We start from the raw sequence: 24,253 nt of genomic DNA on the forward strand, positions 1-24,253 counted from the left end.
CTGCTTCTCGCTGTCGTTACTCCGTCACTCCGCAGCGGTTGCCGTCTGGATCCGTCAGGGAGAAGCCCTTGAACCCGCCAAAATCCTCAATTTCCGTCACGTCGGCTCCCTTGGCAACCAATCGTTGATGAATTTCACTTACATTCGTGGTATGCAGGTTGAAGTATTGCCCCACGCCATAATCATTTCTGGGAAAAACCGGCTGCTTCACTTCATAGGACCGCACGAGGCAGAAGGAAACCTTCTCATCATTCATTCGCATGACCACCGCATTCGGTTCATCCGTATGGATCACTTCAAACCCGAGCATATCCGTATACCAGGCCGTCGAACGCTTCAGATCACTGACCGGTACAAAGATGCCAACGCCGTACAAAAGGGATTTTTTCAAAATACCTTCCTCCTCTTTGATTTGCTTATATAGCTGCTGACACATAAGTAACGAAATTTCGGGCTAAAACCAAACAGCGTCCAAATATAATGTTTTATTCCGTAAGTTTCCATACGTTTCCATCCGGATCTTCCATATAAAATGCAAGGGCTCCGCCAACCCGGCTCAATTTGCTTATTCTTATTCGCAGCTTCGTCAATTGGAGATACGAGGTACAAATGGCTTTGGGATCCCTTTTCCGAAAAGCCTCCACAAGCCCATCCAAATCCAGTCCTGCCGCTGTGCCTGCCCGGGATTTCGCTTGCAGCTTAGGTTCCATGCCTGTTTGCTGCAAGCGATGCAGCTTCTTCAGCCTGGTTCGCGCACGTCCGAGCGACACCTGAACCGTCCCTTCCGACATGAAGAGAAAATCAGCCGTCTCCCTGGCCGTGAAATCAAAAACGTCCATCAGCAGCAAAATAACCATCGCCCGTGGGGACAACCGGTCCGCTAAGGCCTCCAAGAGCTCTCTGGTGGACAAGCCGTCATCCTCGGCCGCCCTATCTCCTAACGCATCCTCGGAAACCCTCATTCCGGGCTTATCCTTCTTCAGTCGGTCCTTCCACGCGTTGCTTGCGATGCGATATAAATAGGCATTGGACAGATGTTTTCCAGGATCGGTTTCAACGGCTCGCATCACCTTTAACATGACATCCTGCAGCAGATCCTCCGCTTCCCATGGATCTCCTGAGATTCGCATACAGTACCGGTGCAGCTTCGCCTGCACATTGGATAAGTCCGGCATATACTTCGGCATCATCATTCCCACCTCGCTAACTAGTTCTGCGAGTGCCTACGTTTTCCTGCTGAATGTTTGCGCCGTCCCTGTTCCATATACGCACCCATACAAAAAAACCGCCTCCCCACTAATGTCGGAAGACGGCTGATTGGCTCGATCTGACAACGTTTATTTCACCAAACTGTCCAGCACGTTATCAATGATCTGGCCGTTGGCAATCGTACCGGTATACAGCCAGCTTGTATCTTTTCCATATTCATAGATGTTGCCGTTCTTAACGGCGGGAATATTCGCCCAGAGCGGATCTTGGAGCACTTCAGCCCCTTCGCCGTCGCTGTTAATAAAGAACAGATGATCCGCGTCGAGCTCGGCCAATTTCTCCAGGGAAATGGAGGACCAGTTGCCTGTAGCCGATGCCGAAATTTCCTTCACCACGTCCGGTACCGTAAGTCCCAAGTCGCCATACATAACGGCTCCACTGGACAATGTCTCGCTAACGACGAACAATTTACCGCCGACAAGCCAAATCGCTGCAGCAGATTCACCGCCGATCGATTGCTGGATTTTCTCCTTGGCCTCCTTTGCCTTCTGCTCGTATTGATCGAGCGCCGCTTGCGCTTCCTCTTCCATGCCAAAGATTTCCCCCACTTTCTTCAGCTCTTCGCGCCAATCATTATTGACCTCATTGCCGATGACGTAGGTTGGAGCAATCTTCTCGTATTGACTGTACTTGTTGCCTTCTACCATGGAAGCCGAGTCCATGATCAATAAATCCGGCTGGAAGCTCGCTACCGCTTCAAAGGGAAGATCATGCTCAATCGTAGGCACATCCTTCAATGAATCCTGCAGATAATCCTGGACGCTTCCGCCTTTGACCGACCACTGCGCGATCGGGGTAATCCCTAGCGCCACCAGGTTATCCTCCAAGTAAGAAGCGATGACCCGTTTCGGCTCGGCTGGAATTTTCACCTCATGGCCCATGGCGTCTTTCAGTGTCCGTTCCGTCTTGGTCTCTGCGCCACCTTCACTTGGCTTGGCTTCGGTGCCGCCGCTCTGCTCGTTTGGCGTTTGCGCCTCCGTTGGCTCGTTCCCGGCTGCGTCCTTGCTATTTCCACAAGCTGCAAGCAGCGTGAAAGCTGCCAAGAGTCCTGCGATTATCCATATTTTTTTCTTGAACCGACTCATTAATCAGGTCCCCTTTATGTATATTTTTTCTGCTTAGATCACTAGCAATCTTGGGATGAAGTGATATAATAATAACCATGATAATGAAATTCATTCTCAATTACAATACTTTCATTTTTATTTTTTTATCAACACGAAGGTTTAGGTGACTATGCAAGCAAATCAGCCCATTAACAAATCAACCGCAAAATCCATCTACCGCCCCAAGACAGCCGCGGCCGTCATTCTGCTGGGGCTTGGTCTGCTGGCTGCCGCGATGGCATCCTCGATTATCTATGGTGCTTCGAATATTAAGTTGTCCACCATATGGGAAGCGTTTGTCCGCTTCGATGCCCATTCCACCTCGCACCAGATTATCCAGAGACTGCGCATGCCGAGGGCCCTGGCAGCTGCATTGATCGGCGGTTCCCTGGCGGTTTCCGGAGCCATCATGCAAGGCATGACAAGAAACGCGCTTGCTTCCCCTTCCATTATGGGAGTCACCGCAGGTGCCACTTTCATGATGTCGATCGGGTTTGCCTTTATGGAGTCGCCATCCAACACCGTGCTCATGCTGCTATCTTTTGCCGGTGCGGGCCTTGGGGCCGGACTCGTGCTTCTCATCGGCTCGTTATCCAAACGGGGCCTGACGCCCGTCAAGCTGGCTCTGGCCGGATCTGCCGTAACCGCGCTCCTGAGCTCGATTTCCTCGGCCATTGCCATCCGCTTTAACGTTGCCAAGGATATCAGCTTCTGGTATGCCGGAGGCGTGTCGGGCGTGCAGTGGGTGAACGTGCAGCTTCTGATCCCTGTCGCCATCATTGGGCTGCTCATTGCACTCGCGCTCAGCAGATCCATTACCGTCATGAGCCTGGGCGAAGAGGTCGCTACCGGGCTTGGCCAAAAAACAGGAACCGTGAAGTTCCTGGGCACGCTCGTTGTGCTGCTCCTCACGGGCGCAGCGGTAGCTGTGGGCGGAACGATCGGATTCGTGGGGCTTGCCATCCCGCATATTGTTCGCTTCATCGTAGGTCCCGACTATCGGCTGATCATCCCTTGCTCCGCTGTCATGGGAGCACTTCTGCTGGTGTTTGCCGATGTGGGCGCGCGGATGATCAACCCTCCGTTCGAGACGCCTGTTGGCGCAATTACGGCCATGATCGGCGTTCCTTTCTTCCTCTATCTTGCACGTCGGGAAGGGAGGGGGCTGTAGCGATGAATACAACGCGAAAAATCATGTCCGTGTCGATGATCCTGCTGCTGGCCATATTAGCCGTGTTTCTGTTCAGCCTGAATATGGGCACGATGAAAATCCCGCTCGCTGAGGTCATCAAAGCATTCAACGGGACGGGATCTGAGCAAAATTATACCGTTCTGATGCACTTTCGTTTACCCCGAATGGTCATTGCCATCCTGATCGGTGCGGGAATCGCCGTCTCCGGTGCTATTCTGCAGAGTGTTTCGCGGAACGCGCTGGCAGACCCGGGCATCCTAGGCATTAATTCCGGAGCAGGACTGGCCGTTGTGCTGTATATCTTTTATTTCCAAGGCAGCTCGTTCAGCTCCGGCATATGGTCTGTCTATATCATGCCTTTTGCCGCCCTATTTGGTGCATTTCTTGCCGCCTTTCTCATCTATTCGCTGGCCTGGAAGCAAGGCGTAACGCCGATCCGGCTGGTGCTTGTGGGGATTGGCATTAACGCGGCTTTCGGCGCGCTTATTATCGTGTTCCAGCTCATGATGGACCCTAACAATTTCATGCAGGCTACCATCTGGCTGTCCGGAAGCATTTGGGGCGCAAGCTGGGAATATGTCGTTGCGATCCTTCCGTGGATCCTTCTGCTGATTCCCTGGGCGGTGTATAAATCGCAACATTTGAATGTGCTGAACCTTGGGGACCACACGGCAGCGGGACTTGGGGCCACGGTAGAACGCGAGCGAAGAACGCTGCTGTTCATCTCCGTTGCCCTGGCTGGCGCCTGCGTGGCCGTAGGCGGCGGCATCGCGTTTCTTGGACTGGTTGCTCCGCATCTGGCGCGTAAGCTTGTGGGTCCCCGTCATCAGGGAATGCTGCCGGTCTCCGCGCTGCTCGGCTCGCTGGTGCTGCTTGTGGCCGATATGATCGGCAAGAACTTGATGGCCCCTTCCGAAATTCCGGTTGGATTGGTTGTCTCCTGCCTCGGAGCTCCCTACTTTATTTATTTGCTGATCAAGGATTAATTGAATGAGTTTAAAAAAAGACGGCGATCACCTCCCGAATCCATTCGGAGGCAATCGCCGTTGTTTTGTATCATGTGCTAAAGATTGATTGGCGTACATCAGCGAGTGCTATGCACTGCTCTGACTCAGCTCGGAGGCAACCTTTTTATTCCGCAAAACAAAAAGACCGCATTACGCGGTCTTTCATAAGCTGTGCAACTACGTCACGCAGCGGCTTTATTAGTGAGCACGCACCAGGATCTTCACCTGGTTCTTCTCTTTGAGGAGAGCCTCAAAGCCCCGTTCAATAACCTCATCCAGTTTGATCCGCTGGGTGACCAGCTTATCCGCCGGGAAGAACCCTTTTTCCATCAGGCTGATGACAGCCGGGAATACGTCGCGATAACCGATGATTCCGGTAATATTCCGTTCCTTCATCACAACATCGTTTGGCACGATGGGAGCTGAAGTTTCGAATATGCTGACAATCATAATCTGTCCGCCAATCTTCGTAGAGTTGATCGCTTGATTCAGCACGGGCGGAACACCCGTCACTTCAAATGCAACATCTACCCCATTGCCGGTACGGCGATGAAGTTCCTTAACCACATCGTAAGCCCTCGGATCAATCACGATGGCACCCAATTCTTCAGCCTTTTGTTTACGCTCAGCAGACAGCTCCACGGCGTAAATTTCGGACGCCCCTGCTGCCTTCAATGCCTCGATGACAAGCAGACCGATCGGCCCCGCACCGAATACGACTGCCCGATCCCCTGCCTTCAGCTGGCTTTGGCGTACGGCATACAAAGCGACTGCCGAAGGCTCTACCAAAGCCCCTTGTTCATAGGAGACGCTATCCGGAATTTTATGAACCATATGCTCATCCGCGGCGACATATTCGGAGAATCCGCCGCCACCGCCGGCAAGGCCAAGAAAACCCATTTCGTCGCACAGATTGTATTTTCCTTGTTTGCATGCTGCGCATTTTCCGCATGCAAATACAGGCTCAACAACCACGCGGTCACCAGCCTTGAATTTCGTAACGCCTTCGCCAACCTCTACCACCTGGCCGGAAAACTCATGGCCCATAACCACCGGAGCCTGTTCTCCAGTAAGGGTGTGAGGCGTATTCTCAGGTATAAATATAGGCCCGGCTACGTATTCGTGGAGATCGCTGCCACAAATCCCGCACCATTCAACCTTGATTTTCACTTTTCCACTCGTAACTTGCGGCTCCGCAATGGTCTCCAAACGCAGATCCTTTACTCCATGCCAGCGCAATGCTTGCATTGTCTTCATCTCCTTATAGGTTCGAAAAAATAAAAACAAAATAGGAAACGTTTCCGAAATCAAATATGTCACAGTTTTGACAATCTGTCAAACACGATGGACCAAAATGTATGAAAAGTCATGGACAACCGGTGATCAGGGTTCATCACTTTTTTAAGGAGTTGCAGCAATTTATGCGTCCTCTTCCGCCGCACCTCTTTTCTTAGCGAGGTGTTCCATGAATTGAAGGTATTCTTAATGTTATAATATAGATATTACTCCATCAGGATTTAGAATCAGATTAATAACAGGAAACGTTTCCGATATAGAGAGAGGACTTTTTGAATATGGTGAATCCCAAAAAAGTGACGATTGAAGATGTCGCCAAACAAGCGGGCGTTGGCATTGCCACCGTGTCCCGAGCCATCAACGACAGCAAGGGGATCAGTCCGAAAACGAAAGCACGGATCATGCAGGTGATCGAAGAAATCGGATTTAGTCCGGATACATCGGCTCAAAGCCTGAAGGTTCGGCAGACGAATCAAATCGCCTTGGCCGTGCCTGACATCCGAAATGCAATCATCCCGGAAATCGCCTGGTCGGTGGAACAGACCGCCAAGCAGCACGGATATCGGGTCGTTCAGATCAATACGGCCGGGAATGCCCGTAACGAGCTTGAAATCGTGAGAGATATCAAGAAGCTGCACGTAGACGGCTTAATTATCATGCCGCTGGCTTATCCGAAAACGCTGGGCGACCTGATCAACAAATCCAGCCTCCCCGTCTCGATCATTAATTACGGGAAACAGCTGGGAGATGAGTATAAAGCCGATATCGTCGGCCTGGCACGCCAGGAGGGCAGGCTTGTCATGGAGCATCTGCTGAAAATCGGTCGGACCCGCATTGCCTACGCGGGTGCGCCTAAAGATAAAATCGAAGAGCGGTATTGGGCCTATGAGCAGTCGCTGACGCAAGTCGATCCGTCGCTTGTCTATTTCGGGGAGGATTTCTCGTTTGAAACGGGGGTTCGTGCGGCGGACTATTTCTATGGCCTGAAGCATATGCCGGACGCCATCTATGCGGTAAACGATATGGTTGCGATCGGCATCGTCAACCGTTTTAAAGAGCTGAAGATCCGGGTTCCCGATGATGTGGCCGTCGTCGGCATCGATAACAATGTATGGACCACCGTCACGACGCCTCAGATCAGCTCGGTGTCCATCATGGGCGATGAAGTAGCCCGGCTGGCTACGGAATTGCTGCTCAAGCGCCTTCGCGAGCAAAAGTCCGGCCAATACGAGCGCGTGCAATTCGAACCGAGGCTCATCGTCAGGGAATCCAGCGTATCCGTTATACGAAACGCAACAACCGACTAGGATGAAGGAACCAAGCCCATAAAGAAGAGCCTGGAACGCGGAGTTCCAGGCTCTTTTTGCCGCTCTTTAAGAATATTAGACGCTTAATGACTTAAGGTATATAAGTAATAGCCGTAGTCGGTGGGCGTTCCCGGATGTCCGATTTGGCGGAGCATGGCGGTTACGTTCCCTCGGTGGTACGTCCCGTGATTGACCAAATGCTGAATATATTCCAGGCAGTTGGCTTTAAAGTCTCCGGAAGGATAGACGGTTTCCAAATCCTCATGCAGCTCAATGAAAAGCCTGAAGCGCACCGCCAGATCGTCCATTAACTGGCCCAATTCTTCGATTCGCTTGCCTTCCGTCTCCGCAACCAACCGAGCAATCGAATCCTTCAGACTCTCCAAGTACGCAGGCGACATCTCCGTGACCCCGCCCTCGTTAAAGAATGCCAGCCAACCGGAATCAATGACATAGATGTGCACCATCGTGTCATAAATGGATGGAAAGACGCTGACAATCTCCTTGCGGTATACCTGTTCCGAAAGCCCCTGCAAATATTCGCAAACCTTCCGGTTAGCCCATACGTGATAATCATACTGCTGCAATATCCATGTTTTCAAATCGTTGTTCCCCTTTTCATAGGCGGGGAAGCACGCAGTTTAAGGGCAATTATGCGTTAATCCCCTTATAAGTTTGCCCGTGAACGATTGTTGTTTTCATCTCGAACGCCTCCTGAAAATAATCTGATCCTATTCTAGCATAAAAAAACATATCAAACGCCCCATTTAATCGCACCAGACTCAACGTGTTCGGTTGAAACGAGGGGATCGCCTTCATGTATTAAACGTCAGTCACCGCTTACTGAACTTCTTGCTCCTGAAAAAATCGCGGCAGATACGAACGGTTCCGCTCCAGCATCTCATCCAGCATCGCTTCCGCGGCACCAACGGAATCGATGAGCGGATGAACGCTAAGTGCGAGCAGCGCTTTCTCTCTACTTCCCGTTACTGCCGCTTCGATAGCCAAACTTTCGTAGGTTTTCACGGCCTGGATCAGGCCCACCGCCGCAGCCGGTACTCGCTCGACCGGCACCGGAAACGCACCGTTCTTCGTCACGACGCAATTCACCTCGATACTGGCATCCACCGGCAGGAAGTCCAGCGTGTCTCCGTTCATGACATTCAGCGTCTGAATCTCACCGCTATCCGTATGAATAGCCTTCATCAGATTGACGGCCGCCTCGGAGTAATAAGCACCGCCGCGCTGCTCAAGCTGCTTCGGCTTTTCCGCGAGCCCCGGCTGCTCGTAAATCTCGAACAGCTCTTCCTCAAGACGTTGGACCGTCTCGGCTCTTGTCTCCCCTCTTACCGCGGCAGCCTGCTGCTCCTCCAGCATCTCGCGATGGAGGTAATAATATTTTAAATAATAGGACGGAATCGCACCCATCGCCCGAATCAGCGTATCATTCCAGGCCAACTGAGGCACGTTGCCGGCTGAATAGCTCCCGCCTGCAGCCAGCAGCTCCTCCAGCTTCGACTCCCCGTCAACCTCAATTCGGCTGATCCAGTGCAGATGATTCAATCCGGCAAACTCGCAGTAGATGCGCTGCGCCGGCACCGCGTAAAGCCCGGACAACCATTTGTAAGCGGCGATGGGGGAGTTGCACAAACCGATGGAGCGGATGCCGGAGTGCTTCATGATGGCTTCCGTTACCATCCCGGCGGGATTGGTAAAATTCAACAGCCAGGCGTCCGGACATAATGCCTCCATGTCCTTGCATATATCCAGAAGCACCGGTATCGTACGCAGAGCCTTCATCATGCCGCCGGCTCCGGTCGTCTCCTGCCCGAGCATTCCGTATTTCAAGGGAATCGTTTCGTCCCAGCCTCTTGCCTCCAGCAGCCCGACTCGCATCTGAGTCGATACATAATGGGCATTCTTCAGACCTTCCTTACGGTCCAAGGTTAGCGTAATCCGAATCGGCAATCCGCTTCGCTCAATCATCCGCTGGGCCAAGCCGCCTACAATTTCGAGCTTACGGCGGCCTTCCGGGATATCCACGAGGACGATATCCGTCACCGGAAACGACGCATAATGGCGGATGAAACCTTCAATCAGCTCTGGGGTATACGAGGATCCACCACCGATAACAGCAACCTTCAATCCAGTGCCCATTCCACATTCCTCTCCTTCACGGCAAGCTCTTGCTGCAATTGTTCATACACGGCAGTGCCCGGAACGACGCCGCTATCATCCATTGCGAGCAGGACGGCACCTGCTGCCGGCTCAAGGGCCAGTATACGCAGCCGGCTATTCGGGGCTGCCGCAAGAACCTGAGACTCGATATACGGAACGACATATTCCCTTTCTCCCCTGGTCAGGACGCTGCCAGCCAGCACGACGTCGAAGGCGTCATTGCCCATGTTAAGCTTATGAATAACCGCGCTGGCGACCTTCCCCAGCTCCATCCCTTGTCTCTCCAATATCTTTCTTGCAGCCTCATCCACGGGTGCAGCTTGAAACAGCAGCTTCGCCAATGTATGCGGCGCCCTTCTGCCCTCGTCCAAAAATCGGTGAAACATCTCCTCCACGCTGCTGAATCTAAGCGCATCCAGCGTGAGCGGCGTCAAAGAAGTCGGCTTCTCGCGGCCTTCCCAGGAACGAACGACCGTCCGAAACACCTCGACGGCAAGGTCAGCGCCTCCACCGAAATCGCCGAACGCATAACCGAATCCTCCAATCTGAACCTCCTCGCCTGCCGCGTTGACGCCGTAACCGTTCGTTCCGCTGCCGCATATTAAGACGACGCCGTCCCTCTGTCTTGTACCGGCTCTCATGGCAATGACGGTATCACATGCGATATGGTGTTTCTTGAAGCCCATGGCGCCGATCATGGGCCGCAAGATGCGGAAATCCGCCTCGCGGTCGGCTCCTGCGAGCCCGAAAGACGCACAGGCGATATTTTCCCGCTGTAGTCCCGCCTGCCCAAGCGCTTCCTCCACAGCCTGCCTGATGCTTGCTTCCGCATGCGCTGCCCCAAGCTGATGGTTGCCGCAGCCGCCCATTCCCTTTCCTGCGATTCGTCCCGTCTCGTCCGCCACGACGGCCAGCGTTTTGCTTCCTCCGCCATCGACTCCCAAGTAGTAATTCAAGTATGATCTCTCCTATGATGCCCGGCTCATGAAGCCGTCCTGCCCAAGGAATGCCAGCGGATATTCCGCAAGCCCCTGAAAGAACGACGGCTTCGCCGTGACGTTTATTTCGATGCTTCCAGCTTCTGCTTGTTCTCCTGCCATTTTGCCGTTTTGTACTTCAATAGCTTGTCATAACCCGCTTTTTGCGCATCCGCCTCTGCCTTATCCAGAAGCGAGAGCACTTCCTGATCTGAGGAGGCCGAGCTGATCGCTTTCGCTCTAACCTGCTCATAAATTTCGAACACCCGCTGCGCAATAATACCTTCCTCCGAATCGCCTGCCGGATCGAGATTAATATACTCTGTCGTGTTCATCTGCGTCTTCCAGGTAATCTCCGATTGCCAATACGTTTCGAAGTTCCGCTTCTCCGGCGGGAGCGTGGATTCGAATTTCATCTTGGAATTGTCGACATACACCGTGTTGCCGTTCCACTGGAAGTTGACCGTGGCGTTCATCAGCTCATCGCGTCCCTTCGCATCGCTGGTGAATTTATCGGTGAACAGCGGCATGTCCTCTTCGTCCGTCCCGTCCCAGTACAAACCTTCAGGTCCCCACATGATCGTCCGCTGGCCCTCGGGACCGGTAAACCAATCCAGGAACGCGAAAATAGCTTCCGGATCTTTTGCCGCTTGCGTAATGACGCTGACGTTCCAGCCAAGCTGTTTGTAGTCTCCCGGGAAAATTTTGTTGCGATCCAATCCTTCCTTGTGGACCGGCCATATCATGATGTAACCAGCATCGGGGTCTTGTGCCTTCAGTAGATTGTTGCCCTTGGAACCGAACTCGGTAGGGCTGGATGCCACATATACTGCCACATTGCCGCTCAGAATCTTCTGTTCAACTTGCTCCAGCTTCTGTGTGAAGGCATCCTGCGTAATGAGTTTCTCGCGGTACAATCGGCTCATATATTGAAGCAGCTCGCGATAAACGCGATCCGTGAACAGCGATACGAGTTGATCCCCTTGGGGTACGGCAATCATACTGTTGAACGTATACGGGCGATTCTCGGCAAAAGCCGACACCATGATGTCCACGCCCGCTGCCGATTGGCCTACCTCCAGCGGAACGACATTCGGATACTTCGCCTTCACTTGCTTCAGATAGGCGTACAGATCATCCGGCGTTTCCAGTTTTGGCGATCCGAGCTCCTCGTAAATCTTTTTATTGACGAGATAGCCGGCATTGCCGTTCGGCTGCGTTGTATACCAGTTCGGGAATTGATACAGCTTGCCGTCCGGCGAGCGAAGCAAATCGAGCGTGGACTCCCCGGCCCATTTTTTCAAATTCGGGTATTTATCCAAATAATCGTCGAACGGCACCAACATGCCCTCGGTACGAAGCCTCTCAACCTCCGCCCCCCGATCCATCCATATGACATCCGGCAGCTCCCCGGACACAATCATCGTACTAAGCTTGTTCTTGGCAACGCCGCCGGAGCTGACCGGGACCACGTTGACCTTCTTGTTCTCCAGGATCCACTTGGTTGCCGGATCCGCACCCCAATCCGGCATGGTATACCAGTCATAGTGGCCGTAGAACGAAAATTCCAGCGGGTTCTCTCCCAGCACAAAGGTATCCTCTCCGGCTGGCTTCTCCTTGTTTTGCGAGCCTGGGCTCTCATTCTCCGGGCTTGCTGAGTTACCTCCTGAGCCCGAACATCCCGTTAAAGCCATAACGATGACAAGCGTGACTGACCATGCAGATAGAAGCCTTTTTCCCCTTTTTTTCATTCCAAGTGCTCCCTTCATGATTCATCTATGGTCAAAGCTGCCGCTTCAAACCCTTGGCAAGGTTGCTGGTGAATTACTCCTTCAAAGAACCGATTAACACACCCTTCACAAAATACTTCTGAACGAATGGATATACGCACAGGATCGGGACGGTTGCCACCATCATGGTCGCCATGGACAAGGACTTGGTCGTTACGGCCTTCATCGCGCTCATCCGGCCCTGCGCCGCCGCATCCATGTTCTGCATTTGTTCCATCATGATATTGGCATTGAGGATCTGCTGAAGCTTCGTCTGTATCGGCAGCAGATCCGCGTTGGATATGTAAATGCTTGGCGCAAACCAATCATTCCAATGATATACGGCCGTGAACAACGACAGGGTCGCAATGACCGGTCCCGATAGCGGAAGCACGATTCGGAAGAATACGCCCCAGTTCGAGGAACCGTCGATATGGGCCGACTCCTCAAGGCCGGGCGGGATGCCCTTAAAGAACGTCCGGAATATGATCATATTCCACACGCTGATGATACCTGGAATGACCATCACCCAGAACGTGTTCATCAGGCCCAGCTCCCGAATAAGCAAATAATTCGGAATGAGTCCGCCGCTGAAGTACATCGTTACGATGCAAGTGACCATATAAAAATTTCGGCCCATCAACTCGCGCTTGGATATGCCATAAGCGAATATGGCGGTTGCTACAATGGATAGAAGAGTACCGATGACCGTGCGTAGCACCGAGATGACGAACCCGTCAATGAGGCGCTCGTCCTTGAACACGACGCGGTAATTCTCCAGCGTAAATTCGCGCGGCCAGAACGTAATGCCGCCCATCATCGTGTCAGTCCCCGAGTTAAACGAGATGATGGCCGCGTTCCAGAATGGGTACAACGCGATAAATGCCAGCAATGCCAAAGAGCCGTAGATGAACCCAACGAATACCCGGTCTCCGTTTGACAGCCTCATATGCATCTCTCCCCTTTCTTCCCTACCATAGGCTGTTCCCCGATCGTCGGGCCCAGTAGTTGGCTCCGGCCAATAACAATACGCTGATGATTGCCTTAAATAGACCTGCCGCCGTAGCATAGGAGAATCGGCTGTTCTGAATGCCAATCCGGTAGACGTACGTGTCCAGCACGTCGCTGACATCCCGCAATACCGGATTGCCGGCCAGCAGCAAAATGTCCTCAAAACCGGCATTCAGGAAATTGCCGATCGCCAAAATCGAGAACACGACGATAATCGGCATGATGGACGGAATCGTGATGGAGATGATCTGCTTCAGACGGCTTGCACCGTCAATTGATGCCGCTTCATACAGCTGGGGATTGATGCCCGCAATGGCCGCCAAATACACAATGGAGGAAAAACCGATCTCCTTCCACACATTCGTTACCGTCAAGATGCTCCAGAAGTACTTCGGCTCCGATAGAAAATTGATCGGTTCATCGATCAGGCTCAGCTTCTGCAGCAGAATGTTCAGACTGCCGTTGTCCGTGGACAGAATAGAAATCGCGAAGCCCGAGACGATAACCCACGACAAGAAGTGAGGCAGATAGCTGATGGTCTGGACGATTCTTTTGAAGGAATGCCTCCCTACTTCATTCAGCATTAACGCAAGCAAGATCGGTGCAGGAAACCCGATGCACAGCTTCAGCAAGCTGATGACCAGAGTGTTCCGTATAATGGTCCAGAACTCCGGAGCCCCAAAGAACATCTCAAAATGCTTGAAGCCGACCCACGGGCTGTTCAGAAACCCCTTGAACAAACTGTAGTCCTGGAACGCCATGAGCACCCCGTACATGGGAATGTAGCTGAAAACCAGAATGAACATCATGGCCGGAAGCACCATCAGCTGTATATCCCATTGCTTCAGAAAGCGGCGCAAGCGCCCTTTCTTCACATGCGTCTCCGCCCTGCTGTCGATCCCGGTTTGCGGCACTGGCATCTCCCCCTTTAATATTTTGTGTTAGGTTTATTGACATATTCTTGAGATGCTTGCCACTTTATTGTATCGCCTGACCAGGCTCATTTCTCTGCTAAAACAAGCAAAAACCAGCACTATTTCACTGGTTTTTAGGAATGTTGCTTTTGTGAAGCCTTCGGCGTCATGCCGATGTGCTTTTTGAACAGCCGATTAAAGTTGGTCAGCGTACGGAAGCCGCATTCCAGGGCGACGTCCATCACTTTCATATGGCCTCCTTCCAGCATCGTAACCGCCTGCTCCAGCCGAATGTGGATCAGGTACAAGAGCGGCGGCATGCCGACCGCACGCTTGAATATTTCGCTGAACCTGGAAGGACTGAGATAGACCAAGGAAGCCAATTCCTCCAGCGTCCAGGGGTGGGCAAAATTTTGCTCCATCACCATGATGACTTGACGCATTTTCTCCAGCTGCCGTTCGCTGATGCTGGGTTCGCTCCCGCCCTCCCCTTCGATCCGGCACTCCCGGTTTACAGTGGCCAAAAATTGAAGCAGAAGCGAGTAAACTACCGTAGCGTAAGACCGCTGTTCCCCCACATGCTCCTTCTGCAGCTCAAACAGCAGCGAACGCAGCTTACCCATCGCCGGGTGGTCGCGGGGGATCAGGTTCATGTAATGCTTGCCCATCTCGCGGAACGGGCTGAACAGCTCCGGATCGAACCGGAGGTTATGGATAAACCAAGTCGAATCGAATGAAATGACGGTCATGACAAGATCCTTCGTCTCGTAAGCGCAATGAAGATCATTCGAGTTGATGAGCAGTACATCCCCTTGCTGGAATTCGAATTTTTGCCCATTGATGATGTAGTAACCCGTACCGGATTTAATGTAATTTATCTCCAGCACATTGTGCCAATGAAGCTTTTGATAGGGGCTGGTCACGCCAATCGTATCGGCGACAAAAACCGGATAATTCTTGGCTAATATTACTTTTTCCTTCGGTATCGCTTCTTCCCGCATGATCGATGGCATGATAAATCCCTCCATAACCGATATTTTTTTGTAAGCGTTGCATCCATACATTTCTTGTGAAAGACTCTATCATCTATGTTCCATAGTTGTAAATAAAAAGCTGCCCCAAATGTCATTTCTGACCTGGGGCAGCTTGTTGGTGCGATGATTCCAGAACAATAAGCGGATGCTGATCAAGGAAACTTCAACATACCTGATCAAAACCTGCTGAATACCCGATAAACTAGTTGGCCGGCGTGAATTTGATCCAGTCATAGTACGCACGGACCGGCGAACCCGGGTAATTGAACTTCCCGGTCCATATCTCGGCCGGTCCCGATCCCGACCATAGGTTAACCATGATATGGCCCGGGCTAGTCGGAAGCGCCCCGCGTGAGCCATTCTCCGTGTGGACCAGTTGGCCGTCTACATACCACTTGATGGATGATGGCGACCATTCGAACGCATAGTTATGGAAATCGAGCGACGCATCAAACCCTAAATTGATGATGGTGCTGTGCTGACCTACCCCATTGGTAAAATAATTTGTTTCCATCTTCGTGGTGTCTTTCCCCAGGATTTCAATATCAATTTCGTCATTGGACGTGCCTGTGGCTTGACCGGAATACGTAAAAAGGCTCGTAACCAAGCCCGTTCCCTTGGCCGCTTTGATCCGCGCTTCAACACGGCCGTAACCGTACTTTAGATGTGTCGCATATTCACCGGAAGCATAGGATTTGCCCGAGCAGCTCGCAGGACATCCCGCATTGTCCAGTCGTAAAGCCATAATTCCGTTTGAGAACTCCTGGTTTGCCGCCTTCCAGCCCACCCCGAAATCCGGACCATTCGCCCATCCATCGGAAGTGTAGAACAGATTAGGGTTTGTGCCATTCAGCGGCTCATTAAATGCAACGTCGGCAGCCGACGCTTGAATCGGTACCAACAATCCGCACAACAAGCTGCCAGCCATAAGTACAGTCGTCATTTTCTTTCTGAACACACTTAGCTTTTTCATGAACAACACCTCTTTCTTGAAATGTAGTGAGTGAATGCAAGCAAGAAAATTCGTGCCTCCGTAATCTCTGATCTCTTTAAGACCTCCCTCCATCAAATGGGTGTAAATAACCACCGGGAATGGTGGATCAATTCTATCGTACACACAAATATTTTGGAAATCTCAGCCATTTTAAGGATAAAACGACACTATTTAACGGCACTTGCTGCCTTTCCAAGCGAAAAGACTGCAGCAGGTTTTGCTTCTCCCTGTTACAGTCTTGTTATGCATATCCTCTCCTATGTACTACTAAATCGGAACCGGCACATGCTGCTGCCGATACGAGGTAGGCGACACGTGGTGATATTTAGCAAATGCTCTCGAGAACGTGTGGAGGTTGGAGTATCCCAGCGAAAAAGCCGCCTCCGTGACGGATACATCGGTTTCAGTCAGCAGCACCGCTGCCCGCTCCATCCGCAGCTTCATGAGATAATGGCTTGGACTGATGCCGTACATTCGAATGAATTCACAGTACAGATGCGTCCGGTGTACGCCGGCATGCTCGACCACATCCGTAACGGTGATCCCCTCCATATAATGGGAATCCATATAATAGACGCTTTGCTCAAGCCAGTTCGATTTACTCCCTTTTTGGACCGCGGCACCCGCCAGCAGCTCAAACAGACGGTATAACCATTTCTGTCGTGCAAACTCGTTTCCGACGGTTTCGTTGTCAACGCACCTGTTCATTTGATCCAGCACCGCCTGCAGCTCACCCTTCATCGCGTTACGCACATATGGCTTGCACGCATGCAGCCCGATCCGGCTCAAAGCCATGTCGGTCAATCCTCCATCCAAAACGACCCACTGCATGCGCAGCGCCGGTTCGAGATGGCCGTTCGGCTCCCAGTAGCTGTACCTCGTATGAGGAAACAGGCAAAAGACATCCCCTGCCGACAGCGTAACCTCCTCGTCCCCGTAAGCCAGTGAAACCATTCCGTTCAGAACAAAATGCAGCGCATAATTTTCGGATACTTTAGGGCCTACGAAATAGTGGGGTTTGACCCGGTTCCGGCCTGTACGCAGAATCCAGATTCCACCCCCTTTTTCCATATCCGAAGGTATGGAGTACTTCATATCGGCATATTCGAAGACCATTTCCTTCACACGATATCCCTCCCTTACAAAAAATGTTTCCTGCTACCTTGGAACCCTGGCATGATACGCCTGCCTTCACCGCATAAAAACAACAAAGAGGCACGGCTTCATGGCCATGCCTCCAGTGATCTGGTCGACGAGCTTTGCGTTCTTTTTTGCGTTGTACTCCACTCGCAATCCGAGTTTAAGCCATTCGATCGCTTATACTCCCCATTCCTTGCGCGCTTCAGCAACTGACTTCTGGGGTGTGCGTCCCCAAGCATAATGCCCTTTGGGTTTGCGGCCGATCCATCGCTCATCCACCGGTTCGGATGCAAGCTGATAGCGGGTATCCGCGCTGATACGGTAACGGTTGGTGCTGTTATTCAGCGAAGTGTGCATCATATACATTCCGAATATAATGGCGTCGCCGGCTTCAAAAGCGGTCGTCGCCCATTGCCCGCCGTAACGGTCCACAATCTCGACGGGATCCTCGGAGAACCAGCCCGTAGCGATATTGTCACGATCAACGTCCATTTCCCCGTAGGTCTGCTTGATTTTCGTAAAATGCTGGGAGCCTAGGCACATCGCCAACGTTCCCATTTCAAGAGGGATGTCCCCAAACGGCGTCCACATGGTGTACAGATTCTTCGTGCCTCTGCCCATATACACAACATCGTAATGAGCGCCGGTATTGCCTCCGTGGGCGACAGCGCGCGGCCACTTATAGTCGTATGTCATCGCGGGTCCGCCCAGCAATCGTCCAAAAAAGTCCAGCACCGCCGGCGAATTGACAACGTCCAAAAACTGAGGGAAGTCGGGCTGCAACTGCTCGGTACCGCCGCCCCACATTCCGCTCTTATTCTCCGCTCCGATGACGCCGTCTTCGACAAGGGCATGGGGATCCAGCCTGCCCATGGCCTCCAGCTTACGCAAAAACTCCATTCTTGCGTTCATGACCTGATCCCGCTTATGGAATCCGCGAATCAGGAGATATCCATCCTCCTGCAGCCGATTTCGCAGCGCTTCCGGTTCCTCCAGAATGTCATTGCAGTCTCTTAATTCCGTGAGATATTTGCCACCCCACTCCAATTCCCGTTGTCCGATGGTCACCTTCATAGCGAACCTCCCCTTCTTGTCCGTCAGGATCAACCTGAAGCGAAAACATTCACGCTTCATGTATCCTTATCCTAGAGGATCCGGAAGAGGAAGTCGTTACTGAAAACCGAACCAAATTTACGCATAACCCGTCTGCCTTTGCGGTAGGTGTATCGTTAGCGAATCAGTGATGATATAAGCGCTGCCGGTTTCTCCACTCCGATGGGGGGCAGCCCTCCATTTTTTTGAACCAGAGCGAGAACGAGTGAAGCTGGGAGAAGCCGACCGATTCGGCAAGCGTCTGGAGGTCTTTATCGGAGGAGCTTAGGAGCCATTTCGCTTCCGCAAGCCGGCATTGCTGCTGGTACTGCTTCGGAGTCATGCCGTATATTTTGGCAAACTGCTTGCGAAACCCGTCCTCGGACAGTCCCGCCATCTCCGCCAGGGTAGAGACATGCATTGGATCCCGGATATGCTGACGAATGAAGTCGCCGATAAACGAGATGGACAACGCTTGATGATCGGAATGGGAGTGTTCGCTCAGAAATAATAGCAGCAGTTCCACCCAAACCAGATAATTCCGAAGCGGGTCTTTCAACGGGGACGAATGGATTCTCAGCCATTCGCGAAACAACCGTTCATAACGATCCCGATCCAGATGGGATAAGGCAATAATACGAGTGCGGTCATCCTGAATAAGTCTGTCAAACAGCTCTCTCACCTCGGGCGGAATGCCGTCGACCAAGAGCACGCCGAATCGTATGGGAGACAAAGCGTGGAACGAATGGGGCACTTCAGACGGTATGAGAATCACGTTTCCGGGCTCCACTCTCGCTTCCCTGTCGTGCGCGCAAAAGCGACCGCTTCCTTCCATGATCAGCGTGATCTCCAGTTCCTGATGGCTTCTCAAGCCGTCGTCTTCCCAATGTTCATCATGTGCGCCAATAAAACTTTTACATTCCATCTAGGTCGGTGTTCCCCCTTGCCGCATGTGATTTTCGAACGATTATGATTTCAACTATACCGTCGATAAACCTTACGTCAAGTCGGGGGAAATCTGCGAGATGTACCTTGACTCAGGTAAACTCAGCATGATCAAGCTTCACCTGCTGCAATCTCATTCTCCTTATAGCTGATCCAGTCGCTCCAGCTACCTGCATACAGCTTCACATTGCGGTATCCCGCTTCTCGCAAAGCCAGCACGTTCGGGCACGCGGACAGCCCGGAGCCGCAGTACACAATCACTTCATGATCTGGATCTATTCCCGCAAAACGCTCCCGCTGCCGCTCAGCTCCCTTCAGCGTCCCGTCTTCATCAACCCCATCCTTCCAATAGGCGTGCACCGCCCCCGGAATATGTCCGGCTACCGGATCCAGCGGCGCCGTTTCTCCCGTGAACTGCTTCCAATCCCTTGAATCGAGCAGGGTCACGCCAGCTGCGCCGAGCTTCACCCTTACCTCGTTCACATCAGCCAGCCAATCCTCCTGCACGCTTGCCTGGAAAGAACGCGGCGTCACCTCGATTTTACCCGAGATAAGCGGATATCCGGCTGACTTCCAGCCTGCGTAACCTCCATCCAATATAAAGGCCGAACCGTGGCCCAGGTATTTCAAAATCCACCATAACCGCGCTCCTTCCGGGCGGAGGTCATCGTCATAGACAACGACAGGCGTATTTGTATCGATTCCGAGATTGCCGAGTCGCCTGGCCAGCTCATCCGGTTGCGGCAGCGGACTCCGGCCGCCATGCTCACCTGGCGGATCCATCAGATCCTTTTTCAAATCAATGAATACAGCCCCGGGCACATGTTCACGCTGATAAGCCTCGAGGCCGTATCCCTCATTGCCCGGGCTGAATCGGACATCCGCGATAACCAGCTGATCCGGGTTCGACTCCAGCTGCTTCAGCACCCATTCCTTGCTTACGAGATTTGACAATAGCTCCACATCCCTTCTGATTTCCAGCGGCTGTTTTTAAATCGTAAACTCCAAATCCTCTTCTGTCTTTACGTCATAGATCGCAGAGTAGATCTCGTTCTGAATCTTCAGGAGACCGACATCCTCCCGCTTGCGCGGACGCTCATGGGGAATGTCGAAAATGTGGTGAATGCGCCCGGGACGCGGGGATAGCAGGACGACCCGGTCTGCAAGAAAAACGGCTTCGGATACGTCGTGGGTCACAAACACCACCGTCTTCTTCTCCTCCTGCCATATGCGGAGCAGATCCTGCTGGAGCTGAAGCCGGGTCAAATGGTCCACCGAGCCGAAAGGCTCGTCCATTAGGAGGATGTTGGGGCTGCTTACAAGCGCCCTAGCGATCCCTGCCCGCTGCCGCATGCCTCCCGACAGATGATGGGGATACTTGGAACCGAATCCCTGCAGACCGACCATGTTCAAATATTTGTCTACGAGCGTTTGCCGCTCCGCTTTTTTCATACCTGCGAGCTCCAGCCCAAGGCCGACATTCTGCGAGATGGTACGCCACGGATACAGGGATGCATCCTGGAATACGACACCTGAGCTCCGCGTGGGTCCTTGAACCTTCGCGCCATCCAGCAAAATTTCGCCCTCCGTCGGAAGCTGCAACCCCGCCAGCAGCTCGAGCAGCGTGCTTTTCCCGCAGCCGCTCGGCCCGAGGATGCACAGGAATTCGCCATCACGGACCTGCAAGTTAATATGTTGAAGCGAGATCGTAGGAAGATCACCGTCATAGACCTTTGAGACATTTTCCACCGTAAATCCGGACATATGAACGCCTCCTGCCACACTTTATTTTTTCGGAATAAACCTCAGGTCCAGAATGTCCTCCACCTTGTAAATCTCATCCTGGAAGCCTAACTCCTTCTGAATCTGCTGAGTATCGTTCAGCGCGCTGATGTCCACGTCCGGGTTGTTCTCCCACAGCACCTCTTCACGTTCCAGCGCCAGATCCAGCACCTCGGGATCAATCTCGATATGGTTCAGATAGTACGCCTTATACTCGTCAGGATGGCTCTTCGCATATTCCTGCGATTTAAAATAGGCCCGCAGCAGCTTCTCGACCAATTCCGGTTTCTCGTTCAATATGCCGTCACGCGCCGCCAGTACTCCGGTGTGGAAGGTCGGCAGGTAATCCCAACCTGTAGCGATGATATGGCCTTTTCCCTGCTTCTCCGCGAGAGAAGCGAACGGCTCATGGATGATGGTGGCGTCAACCTGTCCGGTTTCCAAACTCACATAAGCCGCCTGATGCGTGCTGTTAGCAATGAAGGTTACATCCTCCGGCTTCAAGCCATGCTCCTTCAGAATGACTCGTGCATACACCTCCAGCCCGCTGCCAAACACGGCGATGCCCACCTTCTTGCCCTTCAGGCCTTCCACCGTCTTGATCTCCGGCGAGGCAATCAGGTAGAACGGTCCTTTGGTCCGGAACATGGAGGAGACGATTTTGACGGGAGCACCCTTGCCCGCTGCCACAATCGCTGTCGTCGTGGCTACGTCAACCACGTCAATGTCCTTGCTGGTCAGACCGGCTATCGGGTCCTTGGTGGTAATGAACTCGACGTCGAGTCCTTCCTCCTCAAAGAATCCCTTCTCCGCCCCGAAGGACACCGCCAATCCGCTGACGCCGCTAAGCGGCGCGTAACGGATCTTCTCCAGCTTGGTTCCCGCAGCGCTTTCTCCGGCCTCTGTGGGGGTTGCTCCCTTGCCGCTATCCGTGCCGCTTGCGCAGCCGGCCGTTATGGCGATTAACCATAACGCCGCAAGCGCTATGATGTATGGACGTATTTTTCTTCTGTACATATGAATCTCTCCCCTTGTATGTGACGCTCTTTCTGATGGATTATGATGATTTCCATTTCAAAAACACATTGCGTTCCAACAAATCGATCAATGAAATAATAAGTACGGATACGACGGTAACCAGCGCTACAATGGCAAAGGCCTGCGCGGTATTATACAGCGATGTCGCCTTCACGAGTATATTGCCAAGGCCATCCTTCGACGCCAGCATCTCCCCGAACAGAGCCCCAACCAGTCCGGTTGCAGCCGATAAACGAAGACCCGCAAAAATAGTCGGCGCAGCCGATGGCAAAATCACCTTCATGATGGTCTGATTCCGCGTCGCTTCGAACACCTGGGCGACCTTCAGGTGATTATCCGCCGTCTGTTTGATCCCGGTCATCGTATTGACCGTGATCGTAAAGAAACAGAACAGGAACACAATCGATATTTTATGCGTAACCCCGATCCCGAGCCAGAGCGCAAGCAGCGGCACGATCGTCACCTTCGGAATCGCCATCAGCGCCGAAAGATACGGTCGGAAGAACTGCTCCGCCCAAGGGATCAGCACCAGAGCCGTGCCGACGGCCAAACCGCCAAGGGCAGCAATGCTGTAGCCCGTAACGAATTCGGCCAGCGTGACGTACAGGTGCTTCCAAATCTCCCCGTCACCGAACAGTTTGAACAGCTCACGGAATACCTGCGATGGCGCAGGCAGATACAGGCTGCTGATGATCTCCGCGCGAACCAGGAGCTCGCAAATCCCCAATATGATCAGCAGCAAAGCCGCCTGCCCCGCCCAGATGCCGCGGTATTTCCTGGCATGCCTCGTTCCCATCAGGCTCACCCCTTCGCAATCAGATCATATCGGTTCCCCGGGCGGCTTAGTCCCAAGTGCTCCCGGAAGGTGCTGCCTTCATATTCGATGCGGAATAAGCCACGACGCTGAAGCTCGGGTACCACCAGCTCCAGGAACAGATCCAGTCCACCCGGCATATAAGGCGGGCACACATTGAATCCATCGGCCGCTTCATCCCGGAACCATTCCTCGATGATATCCGCCACCTGCTGCGCACTGCCGACAACAAGCAGATGCCCGCGGACCGTGACGGTAAAGAAATAGAACAGATCCCTGATCGTAATATCCTCGCGCCCGTTGGCCGCTCTGGCCAAGTCGGCCCAGTGTAGGGCCGTTTCCGAAGCCGATACATCCGGCAGAGGATCCTCTAATGAGAATCCTCTTAGATCGATCCCGATCTTATCCGACAGCGGACCCAGATCGTAATCGGACACAACCAGTTCATTCAGCTCCGCATATTTGGCCCGTGCTTCTTCCTCCGTCCTGCCCACGATCGGAACCAGCCCCGGCAGAACTTTCAAATCCGAAGCTGCCCTTCCATACTCCGGCAGTCGGCCTTTCACATCCTTGTAAAATTTGACGGCAACCTCCTTCACATTCGTTCCGGTGAAGACCATGTCGGAATATTTGGCCGCCAGCATTTGGCTGCGCAGGGAGGTTCCCGCCGTGATCAACGGAAGCTGCCCCTGAATCGGGCGCAGAATGTTCAGCGGACCCGCAACGGAGAAGTGCTCACCGACATGGTCCAGAGTGTGCACCTTGCTTCCGTCGGCGAATACGCCGCTTGCTTTATCCCGCGGTAGGGAGTCGTCCTCCCAGGTGTCCCACAGCCCGCTGACAATTTCGATGAATTCCTCGGCGTAGTCGTACCGCTTGGCGTTATCCCAATGCTTCTCCCGGCTGAAATTCAGCGCTGCCCGCGGATCGGAGCCCGTCACGACATTCCATGAGGCACGGCCCTGGCTAAGATGATCCAGTGATGCCGTGAAGCGTGCGATGTTGTAAGGCTCGGCATAGGTGGTGTTCACCGTGCCGATCAAACCGATTTTTTCCGTTGCCGCCGCCAGATAGGACAGCATCGTAAACGGCTCCAGCCGCGTCATTTGCGAAGGGAATAAATGCTGCATGTCCGCGCTCGTGGCCAATCGGTCCCCCAGGAAGAAGAAATCGAACTTGGCCTTTTCAAGCTTCCGGGCGACTTCCTTCAGGAACTGGGGATCGTAAGCCCCGTCCGTTTTGCCTTCGGGCAGTCTCCAGCCCGCGGGATGATAGCCTGTCCCGAATAAAAACAATCCAAGATGCAATTGACGACGTTTTGAACTCATAGTTGTGTCACCTTCCTGATCCATATTGGTTACGATTGATCATTATCGTGCCGTATAGGT

The 24,253-nt window shown here is 52.8% G+C and carries 23 protein-coding genes; 3 read left to right on the forward strand and 20 right to left on the reverse strand.

From position 1 onward, the window contains the following. Positions 1-16: 16 nt before the first annotated feature. From M4D81_RS22435 to M4D81_RS22445, 3 genes are all read right to left on the reverse strand, one after another. Complete coding sequence (locus M4D81_RS22435; protein ID WP_071217928.1) at positions 17-391, reverse strand: VOC family protein; 375 nt, start codon at positions 389-391, stop codon at positions 17-19. Between the two features lie 94 nt (positions 392-485). After that, positions 486-1,193 (reverse strand): RNA polymerase sigma factor, encoded by a 708-nt coding sequence (locus M4D81_RS22440; protein ID WP_235612954.1) that lies wholly within the window; start codon positions 1,191-1,193, stop codon positions 486-488. A gap of 144 nt (positions 1,194-1,337) precedes the next feature. Then, positions 1,338-2,354 (reverse strand): iron-hydroxamate ABC transporter substrate-binding protein, encoded by a 1,017-nt coding sequence (locus M4D81_RS22445; RefSeq protein ID WP_071217926.1) that lies wholly within the window; start codon positions 2,352-2,354, stop codon positions 1,338-1,340. A gap of 151 nt (positions 2,355-2,505) precedes the next feature. Here M4D81_RS22445 and M4D81_RS22450 point away from each other — a divergent pair, with 151 nt between their 5' ends. Together M4D81_RS22450 and M4D81_RS22455 are read left to right on the forward strand one after the other, a co-directional pair. Beyond that, a complete protein-coding gene (locus M4D81_RS22450) occupies positions 2,506-3,546 on the forward strand; it encodes a FecCD family ABC transporter permease (protein WP_260068165.1) in 1,041 nt (346 codons plus the stop codon). Between the two features lie 2 nt (positions 3,547-3,548). Beyond that, positions 3,549-4,553: a FecCD family ABC transporter permease gene (locus M4D81_RS22455; RefSeq protein ID WP_260068097.1), complete on the forward strand. Its 1,005-nt coding sequence runs from the start codon at positions 3,549-3,551 to the stop codon at positions 4,551-4,553. Positions 4,554-4,772: 219 nt separating this feature from the next. Here the strand turns inward: M4D81_RS22455 and M4D81_RS22460 are convergent, their stop codons facing one another. After that, positions 4,773-5,822 (reverse strand): 2,3-butanediol dehydrogenase, encoded by a 1,050-nt coding sequence (locus M4D81_RS22460; protein ID WP_260068098.1) that lies wholly within the window; start codon positions 5,820-5,822, stop codon positions 4,773-4,775. Positions 5,823-6,148: 326 nt separating this feature from the next. Here M4D81_RS22460 and M4D81_RS22465 point away from each other — a divergent pair, with 326 nt between their 5' ends. Then, the gene (locus M4D81_RS22465) at positions 6,149-7,177 is read left to right on the forward strand and encodes a LacI family DNA-binding transcriptional regulator (RefSeq protein WP_260068099.1); all 1,029 of its coding nucleotides are present in this window, start codon (positions 6,149-6,151) and stop codon (positions 7,175-7,177) included. A gap of 83 nt (positions 7,178-7,260) precedes the next feature. Here the strand turns inward: M4D81_RS22465 and M4D81_RS22470 are convergent, their stop codons facing one another. The 16 genes from M4D81_RS22470 to M4D81_RS22545 form a co-directional block, all read right to left on the reverse strand. Further along, complete coding sequence (locus tag M4D81_RS22470; RefSeq protein WP_260068100.1) at positions 7,261-7,779, reverse strand: DinB family protein; 519 nt, start codon at positions 7,777-7,779, stop codon at positions 7,261-7,263. A 238-nt stretch (positions 7,780-8,017) separates the two neighbouring features. Further along, entirely contained in the window at positions 8,018-9,334 is a 1,317-nt protein-coding gene (locus M4D81_RS22475; RefSeq protein ID WP_260068101.1) for a 6-phospho-beta-glucosidase, read from the reverse strand. Continuing rightward, a complete protein-coding gene (locus M4D81_RS22480; RefSeq protein WP_260068102.1) occupies positions 9,319-10,311 on the reverse strand; it encodes an N-acetylglucosamine kinase in 993 nt (330 codons plus the stop codon). The genes M4D81_RS22475 and M4D81_RS22480 overlap by 16 nt, the downstream gene beginning before the upstream one ends. Before the next feature lie 104 nt (positions 10,312-10,415). Continuing rightward, a complete protein-coding gene (locus M4D81_RS22485; protein ID WP_260068103.1) occupies positions 10,416-12,083 on the reverse strand; it encodes an extracellular solute-binding protein in 1,668 nt (555 codons plus the stop codon). Between the two features lie 73 nt (positions 12,084-12,156). Continuing rightward, on the reverse strand, positions 12,157-13,050 hold the full coding sequence (locus M4D81_RS22490) for a carbohydrate ABC transporter permease (protein WP_260068104.1): 894 nt from the start codon (positions 13,048-13,050) through the stop codon (positions 12,157-12,159). Positions 13,051-13,072: 22 nt separating this feature from the next. Next, entirely contained in the window at positions 13,073-14,032 is a 960-nt protein-coding gene (locus tag M4D81_RS22495; RefSeq protein WP_071217916.1) for an ABC transporter permease, read from the reverse strand. A 128-nt stretch (positions 14,033-14,160) separates the two neighbouring features. Further along, positions 14,161-15,039 (reverse strand): AraC family transcriptional regulator, encoded by an 879-nt coding sequence (locus M4D81_RS22500; RefSeq protein ID WP_260068105.1) that lies wholly within the window; start codon positions 15,037-15,039, stop codon positions 14,161-14,163. A 223-nt stretch (positions 15,040-15,262) separates the two neighbouring features. Beyond that, the gene (gene bglS, locus M4D81_RS22505) at positions 15,263-16,033 is read right to left on the reverse strand and encodes a beta-glucanase (RefSeq protein ID WP_260068106.1); all 771 of its coding nucleotides are present in this window, start codon (positions 16,031-16,033) and stop codon (positions 15,263-15,265) included. A gap of 288 nt (positions 16,034-16,321) precedes the next feature. Beyond that, a complete protein-coding gene (locus tag M4D81_RS22510; RefSeq protein ID WP_260068166.1) occupies positions 16,322-17,170 on the reverse strand; it encodes an AraC family transcriptional regulator in 849 nt (282 codons plus the stop codon). Between the two features lie 201 nt (positions 17,171-17,371). Further along, positions 17,372-18,268, reverse strand: coding sequence for a phytanoyl-CoA dioxygenase family protein (locus M4D81_RS22515; protein WP_260068107.1), 897 nt, complete (start codon positions 18,266-18,268; stop codon positions 17,372-17,374). Between the two features lie 163 nt (positions 18,269-18,431). After that, positions 18,432-19,211 (reverse strand): helix-turn-helix domain-containing protein, encoded by a 780-nt coding sequence (locus M4D81_RS22520; RefSeq protein WP_260068108.1) that lies wholly within the window; start codon positions 19,209-19,211, stop codon positions 18,432-18,434. Between the two features lie 131 nt (positions 19,212-19,342). Then, the gene (locus tag M4D81_RS22525; RefSeq protein WP_260068109.1) at positions 19,343-20,185 is read right to left on the reverse strand and encodes a sulfurtransferase; all 843 of its coding nucleotides are present in this window, start codon (positions 20,183-20,185) and stop codon (positions 19,343-19,345) included. Between the two features lie 36 nt (positions 20,186-20,221). Beyond that, complete coding sequence (locus M4D81_RS22530) at positions 20,222-20,995, reverse strand: ABC transporter ATP-binding protein (protein WP_260068110.1); 774 nt, start codon at positions 20,993-20,995, stop codon at positions 20,222-20,224. A 21-nt stretch (positions 20,996-21,016) separates the two neighbouring features. Continuing rightward, positions 21,017-22,030, reverse strand: a complete 1,014-nt coding sequence (locus M4D81_RS22535) for an ABC transporter substrate-binding protein (RefSeq protein ID WP_260068111.1) — start codon at positions 22,028-22,030, stop codon at positions 21,017-21,019. Positions 22,031-22,070: 40 nt separating this feature from the next. Beyond that, positions 22,071-22,847, reverse strand: a complete 777-nt coding sequence (locus M4D81_RS22540) for an ABC transporter permease (protein ID WP_260068112.1) — start codon at positions 22,845-22,847, stop codon at positions 22,071-22,073. Between the two features lie 5 nt (positions 22,848-22,852). After that, the gene (locus tag M4D81_RS22545; protein WP_260068113.1) at positions 22,853-24,193 is read right to left on the reverse strand and encodes an LLM class flavin-dependent oxidoreductase; all 1,341 of its coding nucleotides are present in this window, start codon (positions 24,191-24,193) and stop codon (positions 22,853-22,855) included. Positions 24,194-24,253 lie beyond the last annotated feature (60 nt).

Origin of the sequence: Paenibacillus sp. p3-SID867 (genome assembly GCF_025142895.1) — a bacterium.
Lineage (GTDB): Bacteria > Bacillota > Bacilli > Paenibacillales > Paenibacillaceae > Paenibacillus_AQ.

Bases quoted from the DNA above. Each gene is read 5' to 3' on its own strand.
- M4D81_RS22530 (WP_260068110.1), bottom strand. From the start codon at position 20,995: ATGTCCGGATTTACGGTGGAAAATGTCTCAAAGGTCTATGACGGTGAT.
- M4D81_RS22515 (WP_260068107.1), bottom strand. From the start codon at position 18,268: ATGAAGGTGACCATCGGACAACGGGAATTGGAGTGGGGTGGCAAATAT.
- M4D81_RS22500 (WP_260068105.1), bottom strand. From the start codon at position 15,039: ATGCCATCGATCATGCGGGAAGAAGCGATACCGAAGGAAAAAGTAATA.
- M4D81_RS22485 (WP_260068103.1), bottom strand. From the start codon at position 12,083: ATGAAAAAAAGGGGAAAAAGGCTTCTATCTGCATGGTCAGTCACGCTT.
- M4D81_RS22475 (WP_260068101.1), bottom strand. From the start codon at position 9,334: ATGGGCACTGGATTGAAGGTTGCTGTTATCGGTGGTGGATCCTCGTAT.
- M4D81_RS22440 (WP_235612954.1), bottom strand. From the start codon at position 1,193: ATGATGATGCCGAAGTATATGCCGGACTTATCCAATGTGCAGGCGAAG.
- M4D81_RS22495 (WP_071217916.1), bottom strand. From the start codon at position 14,032: ATGCCAGTGCCGCAAACCGGGATCGACAGCAGGGCGGAGACGCATGTG.
- M4D81_RS22545 (WP_260068113.1), bottom strand. From the start codon at position 24,193: ATGAGTTCAAAACGTCGTCAATTGCATCTTGGATTGTTTTTATTCGGG.
- M4D81_RS22465 (WP_260068099.1), top strand. From the start codon at position 6,149: ATGGTGAATCCCAAAAAAGTGACGATTGAAGATGTCGCCAAACAAGCG.
- M4D81_RS22520 (WP_260068108.1), bottom strand. From the start codon at position 19,211: ATGGAATGTAAAAGTTTTATTGGCGCACATGATGAACATTGGGAAGAC.
- M4D81_RS22535 (WP_260068111.1), bottom strand. From the start codon at position 22,030: ATGTACAGAAGAAAAATACGTCCATACATCATAGCGCTTGCGGCGTTA.
- M4D81_RS22510 (WP_260068166.1), bottom strand. From the start codon at position 17,170: ATGGTCTTCGAATATGCCGATATGAAGTACTCCATACCTTCGGATATG.
- M4D81_RS22460 (WP_260068098.1), bottom strand. From the start codon at position 5,822: ATGCAAGCATTGCGCTGGCATGGAGTAAAGGATCTGCGTTTGGAGACC.
- M4D81_RS22540 (WP_260068112.1), bottom strand. From the start codon at position 22,847: ATGGGAACGAGGCATGCCAGGAAATACCGCGGCATCTGGGCGGGGCAG.
- M4D81_RS22455 (WP_260068097.1), top strand. From the start codon at position 3,549: ATGAATACAACGCGAAAAATCATGTCCGTGTCGATGATCCTGCTGCTG.
- M4D81_RS22490 (WP_260068104.1), bottom strand. From the start codon at position 13,050: ATGAGGCTGTCAAACGGAGACCGGGTATTCGTTGGGTTCATCTACGGC.
- M4D81_RS22450 (WP_260068165.1), top strand. From the start codon at position 2,506: ATGCAAGCAAATCAGCCCATTAACAAATCAACCGCAAAATCCATCTAC.
- bglS (WP_260068106.1), bottom strand. From the start codon at position 16,033: ATGAAAAAGCTAAGTGTGTTCAGAAAGAAAATGACGACTGTACTTATG.
- M4D81_RS22445 (WP_071217926.1), bottom strand. From the start codon at position 2,354: ATGAGTCGGTTCAAGAAAAAAATATGGATAATCGCAGGACTCTTGGCA.